3 protein-coding genes are annotated in these 7,011 nt (G+C 65.1%); 2 read left to right on the top strand and 1 reads right to left on the bottom strand.

What is annotated here, in order from left to right; translation table 11 throughout:
- Window positions 1–2,517, bottom strand: a 2,517-nt coding sequence (locus tag WA702_RS12725; protein ID WP_425110880.1) for an Rne/Rng family ribonuclease, incomplete at its 3' end; no start/stop codon positions are given.
- Window positions 2,518–3,350: 833 nt separating this feature from the next.
- Here WA702_RS12725 and WA702_RS12720 point away from each other — a divergent pair.
- On the top strand, window positions 3,351–4,628 hold the full coding sequence (locus tag WA702_RS12720) for an N-acetylmuramoyl-L-alanine amidase (RefSeq protein WP_425110879.1): 1,278 nt from the start codon (window positions 3,351–3,353) through the stop codon (window positions 4,626–4,628).
- 207 nt (window positions 4,629–4,835) lie between these two features.
- Window positions 4,836–7,011: penicillin-binding protein 1A (locus WA702_RS12715; RefSeq protein ID WP_425110878.1), on the top strand; the 2,176-nt coding region annotated here is incomplete at its 3' end.

Below are 7,011 nucleotides of genomic sequence, written 5' to 3'. Positions count from 1 at the left end.
CGCTGCGCCTTCGCGCGCCTCGCCCCGGCCGCGCCGACGCCGGCGCCGCTTGCGCCGCTGTCCGTCACGCTCGCTGTCGCCGGCCGCATCGTCTGTCAGCGCCTCGCTCTCGTCGGTCTCGACCTCGGATTCGGTCTCGACGTCGAACGGCTCGTCCTCGTCATAGACCTCTTCGGCGACCAGCGACGGCGCGGAAGCCTGCGCCACCAGCAGCGCCTTGGCAGCCTCCAGCGTGTGCACCTGCTCGCCGCGATCGATCACGAACGACTGCTGGGCGCTGACGGTCGGGTCGGCGATGACCGCGAGCGCAACCTTGAAGCTGTTCTCGAGATCGCGCAGATGGCCGCGCTTGTGGTTCAGCACGTAGAGCGCGACCTCGGTGCGGGTGCGGACCACGAGATTGTGGGTCGCGCCTTTCATCAGCGTCTCTTCCAGGCTGCGCAGCAGCTGCAGCGCCACCGAGGACACTGAGCGCACATGGCCAGTGCCGCCGCATTGCGGGCACGGCTCGGTCGAGCTCTCCAGCACGCTGGCGCGGATACGCTGGCGCGACATCTCCAGCAGGCCGAAATGCGAGATACGGCCGACCTGGATGCGGGCGCGGTCCTGCCGCAGGCAGTCGGAGAGCTTGCGTTCGACCGCGCGGTTGTTGCGCTTCTCGTCCATGTCGATGAAGTCGATGACGATCAGCCCGGCGAGGTCGCGCAGGCGAAGCTGGCGGGCGACTTCCTCGGAGGCTTCGAGATTGGTCTTGAGCGCGGTGTCCTCGATATGGTGCTCGCGGGTGGCGCGGCCGGAATTGACGTCGATCGAGACCAGGGCCTCGGTCTGATTGAGGACGATATAGCCGCCGGACCGCAGCTGCACGGTTGGCGAGAACATCGCGTCGAGCTGGCTTTCGACCCCCATTCGCGAGAACAGCGGCTGGCCGTCGCGATACTGCTTCACCGCCCGCACATTGGACGGCATCAGCATCTTCATGAAATCGTGCGCTTCGCGGTAACCTTCCTCGCCGGCAACCAGGATTTCGTCGATCTCCTTGTTGTAGAGGTCGCGCAGCGAGCGCTTGATCAGCGAGCCTTCTTCATAGACCAGGGTCGGCGCCTGCGACTTCAGCGTCATGTCGCGGACGGTTTCCCACAGCCGCAGCAGATATTCGAAGTCGCGCTTGATCTCGGGCTTGGTGCGGTTGGCGCCCGCGGTACGCAGGATGACGCCCATGCCCTCGGGCACGTCGAGATCCTGCACCACTTCCTTGAGCCGCGAACGGTCCTGCGCCGAGGTGATCTTGCGGCTGATGCCGCCGCCACGCGCGGTGTTGGGCATCAGCACGGCATAGCGGCCGGCGAGCGACAGATAGGTCGTCAGCGCCGCGCCCTTGTTGCCGCGCTCTTCCTTGACCACCTGCACCAGCATCACCTGGCGGCGCTTGATGACCTCCTGGATCTTATACTGACGGCGCGGTCGGAAGGTGCGCTCCGGCACTTCCTCCAGCACGTCGTCGCCGCCGACGGATTCGACGTGCTCTTCCTCGGCCTCGTCGTCCTCGTCGTCGTGCTCGTCGCCATGCGCGGCGCCGTTTTCGTCCGCCGGGACGATGGTGACCTCGTTGCCTTCCTGTTCGGCAACGGCTTCACTGTCCGCTGCGACAGCATCACGACCCGGCTGCTCGTCATGCTCATGGTGGTTGTCATGATCGTGATATTCGTCGTGCTCGTGCTCGGCATGGGCGTGCTCGTCGTCCTCATGCGCGTGCGGCCCATGCGCCGCGATCAGGGCAGGAGCCGGCTCCTCGGAGATGACAACCGGCGTCTCGGCCGGTTCGCCGGCCGCCACCGGCTCGGGCGCAGCCCGATCGGCCGGCTCGTAATGATCGTTATCACGGTGCTCGTCATCATGGTGATCATCCTCGTGATGATCATCGCCATGTGCGTGCTCGTCCTCATGATGATCGTCGTCATCATGGTGATGGGTGTGGTGCTCGGCATACGCCTCGCCGAAGCCGTCGGCGTGATCGCCATGCTCACTGTCATAGGCGTGAGCCTCGGACGTATGCGCCTCGTGGCCCTCGTGCTCGTGACCTTCGTGCTCATGGCCGTCGGGCGGCGGTGCCGCAGCCTCGACGATCTCGCTCTGCACGCGGTCTCCGCTGCCACGGCGGCGCGAGCTGCGATGCCGGTTGCGGCGGCGATTCGAGCGGTTCTCGTTCTCTTCCTCGGCCTCGCGGTGCGCGCGTTCTTCGGCCTCGATCAGCGCCTGACGGTCGGCGACCGGGATCTGATAATAATCCGGGTGAATTTCACTGAAGGCGAGGAAGCCGTGGCGGTTGCCGCCATATTCGACGAAGGCGGCCTGGAGCGAGGGTTCGACCCGCGTGACCTTGGCGAGGTAGATATTGCCGCGCAGTTGCTTGCGCTGGGCAGTCTCGAAATCAAATTCCTCGACGCGGTTGCCGCGAACGACAACGACCCGGGTCTCTTCCGGGTGGGTAGCATCGATCAACATCTTGTTGGGCATATTGGAACTCTTGGAGGCGACGGGCGCGTTGGGCCGCGAGCGCGTGACGCGCTGTCGGACGGTGCGACGGTCCACCTGATTCGGGGGTGAGGGGAAGGCCTAAACGCAAACGGTCGCGCCGTGCCGAGCCCGGTGCCTGCGGTGTCATCGGCCGGGCGTGGGCTTGGCCCCGCTGCGGCACGGATCTCCCGCTGGTCTTGGTCGGCAATACAGTCTGGCGCATCAAGCGTCGGCCCGTCTGGAACACGTGGCGGCCACAAGTGCCGCTTCTCTTTTGCTGAAGGCCAGATCGCGCCGAAACGCGTGCCTTTGATCGGATACCGCCCCGTCGAGGTCAGGTATCCAGCTATGCCGTGTCCGGCTCGATTCCCGGGCAATCCTCTGTAACGAGTCGCCCTGAAAACCGGCCTCGCGCGGGCAGCGAACCCGCTTCCACCTTCCGGCCGCGCGATCCGCGCTGGTCAGACGGTAGAGAACGGATACGGCGCTGGAATCCCTGGGGTTGCAATTCTCGAACCCCGAAAGTTTCCGGCGTTGCACCGGGAGGCTGAACGCGACACAACTGGCCGTAAGTATTAGCCTTCAGCCCTCCGTACATACGTGGATTGGGGGGAGGGTGCAAGGGAAGCGTCGCGGGGCTGCAACAATCGATCGGTTTTAAGAGAAATGCTGGAGTTGGCGGTTAACCCCTCGATTTGGTTGCGGTAAGGAAGCGGCGCGGAGGCACGGATTCGTTGGCTGGCCGGGCAAATCACCCCTTTTTACTGGGATGCGCACTGCTGTGCGTCACGGAAATGTTATGGTGCGGCGGTGCTGGGCTCCGCGCGCAGACGATGGCGGTTGCGCCGGGGCAACTGCCGGTGCAGATGCCGGCCTACCCCATCGCCTCCGACGCGCGTCTGGCGGGTGATTCTCGCCAGACACGCTTCGTGCTCGATCTCGACAAGCCGGTTCAGTTCCGGGCCTTCGTGCTCAGCGACCCTTTTCGCGTGGTGGTGGATCTGCCCCAGGTCAGCTTTCATCTGCCAACCGGGATCGGGACCGGCGGCGGGCGTGGCCTGGTCAAGGCGTTCCGTTACGGCCTGGTGATGCCCGGCGGCTCCCGGATTGTGTTCGATCTCACGGGGCCGGTCCGCATCGCCAACGCGTCGGTGCTCGATTCGGCCAATGGCCAGCCGCCGCGGCTGGTGCTGGAGCTCGAAGAGGTCGACCAGGCGAGCTTCGCCAGGTCGCTCGGTGCCGACGGCCAGGACCCGCAGACATCTACGCCTGGCGTCACTGTGACAGCGACCATTCCGTCGGGCCCGCCGACCATCCAGCCGCCATCGGCAATGCTGCCGGCCAACGCGGCGCCGCCGAACGCCGCGCCGGATTCGCGGCCTGTCGTGGTCATCGATCCCGGCCATGGCGGGGTCGACAATGGCACCCAGTCCGGTGGCGAGGTTCCCGAGAAAGAGGTCGTGCTGGCGTTCGGTCTCGCCTTGCGCGACCGCCTGGAGCGGACCGGCAAATACCGGGTGGTGATGACCCGATCCGACGACACCTTTATCCCTCTGGACGACCGCGTGCGTATCGCCCGCAACCAGTCGGCGTCCCTGTTCGTCTCGATCCATGCCGATGCGCTGCCGCGCAAGGAGGGGGAGGCCCAGGGCGCGACCATCTATACACTGTCCGACAAGGCGTCCGACGCCGAGGCCGAGCACCTGGCAGATGCCGAAAACCGCGCGGACGCCATCGCCGGCATCAATTTGACCGACGAGCCGACCGACGTCGCCGACATCCTGATCGATCTGGTCAGGCGGGAAACCCGCACATTTTCCAATAGGTTCGCGCGTCTGTTGATGACCGACATGAGGCCCGCGACGCCGCTGCATAAGCGGCCGTTGAAGTCGGCCGGATTCCGGGTTCTAAAGGCGCCGGACGTGCCGTCGGTGCTGGTGGAGCTCGGCTATACCTCCAACAAGGCGGATATGGAGCACCTGGTCTCGGAGGCCTGGCGAGGGCGGACGGCGGAGGCGATGGCGCGCGCCATCGATTCCTTCCTGGCCAAGCGGATAGCGACGGCTGCGGGTGAGCGCCCCGAGAAGCCCGGTGTGCGCGCAAAGCCCTAGTTTGGCCACAGCAACCGCCCTATAAACTGACCCGCAAGATGCTTGGAATCGGGTGAGATTTTCCCTCGATCGACTTATGATGGCCTGCAGGGCGAGGTCCCTGATGCGGCTCGCGCTGATACCCGCGCGGTTTTGATCAAATGCGTCCCTCGCGGCGCGGTGCGCCCAGCCGAGCGTTGAACAAAAGTTTGGAACGGATATTCGCCTATGCGCTTCATCGTCCGGTTTTTGGGCTTCCTGTTTGCCGCCGGCACAGTGGTTTTCCTGGTCGGCGTCGCCGCGGCAGCCGGCCTGATCTGGCACTTCTCCAAAGACCTGCCTGATTACTCGCAGCTGCAGGACTATGAGCCGCCGGTGATGACCCGCGTGCACGCGGTCGACGGTTCCCTGGTTGGCGAATACGCCAAGGAACGCAGGCTCTATCTGCCGATCCAGGCCGTGCCGAAGCTCGTGATCAACGCATTCCTGGCCGCGGAGGACAAGAATTTCTACGAGCACGGCGGCATCGACTACACCGGCATGGCGCGCGCGGCCGTCGTGTTCTTGCAGAACTTCGGTTCCAACCGCCGTCCGCAGGGCGCCTCGACCATCACTCAGCAGGTCGCCAAGAACTTCCTGCTGACCAACGAAGTGTCGTTCACACGCAAGATCAAGGAAGCGCTGCTCGCGATGCGAATCGAGCGCGCGTATTCCAAGGACAAGATTCTCGAGCTCTATCTGAACGAGATCTATCTGGGATCGGGCGCCTATGGCGTGGCGGCGGCCTCGCTGGTCTATTTCGACAAATCGGTCAACGAGCTCACGGTCGCCGAGGCGTCCTATCTCGCCGCGCTGCCCAAGATGCCGGGCAGCCTGCATCCGATCCGCAACCATGACCGCGCGATCGAGCGGCGCAATTACGTGGTCGACCGCCTGCAGGAGAACGGCTGGATCAGCAAGGCCGACGCCGACAAGGCGCGCAAGGACCCGCTGACCGTGGCCAGCCGCAACAACGGCGCCCACACCTTCGCAGGCGAATATTTCGCCGAGGAGGTCCGTCGCGATTTGTTCGAGCGCTATGGCGAGAAGAAGCTCTATGAGGGTGGGCTCTCGGTCCACACCACGCTTGATCCGAAGGTCCAGGTGATGGCGCGCAAGGCCATGGTGGCCGGCCTGGTGAAATATGATCAGGAGCAAGGCTACCGCGGCGCGGTCAGCAAGCTCGACATCTCCGGGGACTGGGGCGTCAAGCTCGCCGACATCAAGTCGCTCACCGACATCTCTCCATGGCGGATGGCCGTGGTGCTGGAAACCAGCGAGCAGTCGGCGCGAATCGGGTTCCAGCCGGGGCATGAACTCGGTGGCGCGATCAGCAAGGAACGGCAGACCGGCCTGATCACGGTCGATGGCGTCAAATGGGCGCGCGCTTCATCCGGCAACGGGCGCGGCCGGACGCCGACCTCGGTCTCGCAGGTGCTGCAGCCGGGCGACGTGATCTACGCCGATCCGCTCTACAAGGAAGGCAATCCGGTCGAGGGCCAGTACCGACTGGAGCAGTTGCCTGAGGTCTCCGGCGCCATGGTGGCGATGGATCCGAACACTGGCCGCGTGCTGGCCATGGTTGGCGGCTTCTCGTTCGACCAGAGCCAGTTCAACCGCGCCACCCAGGCCTATCGGCAGCCGGGCTCGTCGTTCAAACCGATCGTCTATTCGTCGGCGCTCGACAACGGCTACACGCCGTCGACCCAGGTGGTGGACGCGCCGATCGAGATCGACCAAGGGCAGGGCGGCGGAACCTGGCGTCCGGACAATTTCTCGAGCGGCAAGTATCTCGGACCGACCACGCTGCGCAACGCGTTGCGGCTGTCGCTGAACACCGTGACGGTGCGCCTCGCGCAGGACATCGGCATGCCCCTGATCTCCGAATACGCCAAGCGCTTCGGGGTCTATGACGAGCTGCCGAACTATCTGTCCTATGCACTCGGCGCCGGTGAAACCACCACGATGCGGATGGTCACGGCCTATTCGATGCTCGCCAATGGCGGCCGCCGGGTGAAACCGACCCTGATCGACCGCATCCAGGACCGCTACGGCCACACCATCTTCAAGCACGACGCCCGCGAGTGCCGCGGCTGCGACGCGCCGGACGGCTGGCACAACCAGTCGGAGCCGCAGCTCGTCGACCGTCGCGAGCAGGTGCTGGACACCATGACCGCCTACCAGATCACCTCGATGCTGGAAGGCGTGGTCCAGGCTGGCACCGCCACCGTGCTGAAGGAGGTCGGCAAGCCGATCGCCGGCAAGACCGGCACCACCAACGAAGCCAAGGACGCCTGGTTCGTCGGCTTCTCGCCGGATCTCGCGGTCGCCGTCTACATGGGCTACGACAAGCCGCGTCCGCTCG

Source organism: Bradyrhizobium sp., from assembly GCF_049798375.1.
Lineage (GTDB): Bacteria > Pseudomonadota > Alphaproteobacteria > Rhizobiales > Xanthobacteraceae > Bradyrhizobium.
This window is presented reverse-complemented; position numbering and strand designations above follow the sequence as displayed.

Coding starts and splice junctions, on each gene's coding strand:
- WA702_RS12720 (WP_425110879.1), top strand. CDS start 3,351: ATGGCGGTTGCGCCGGGGCAACTGCCGGTGCAGATGCCGGCCTACCCC.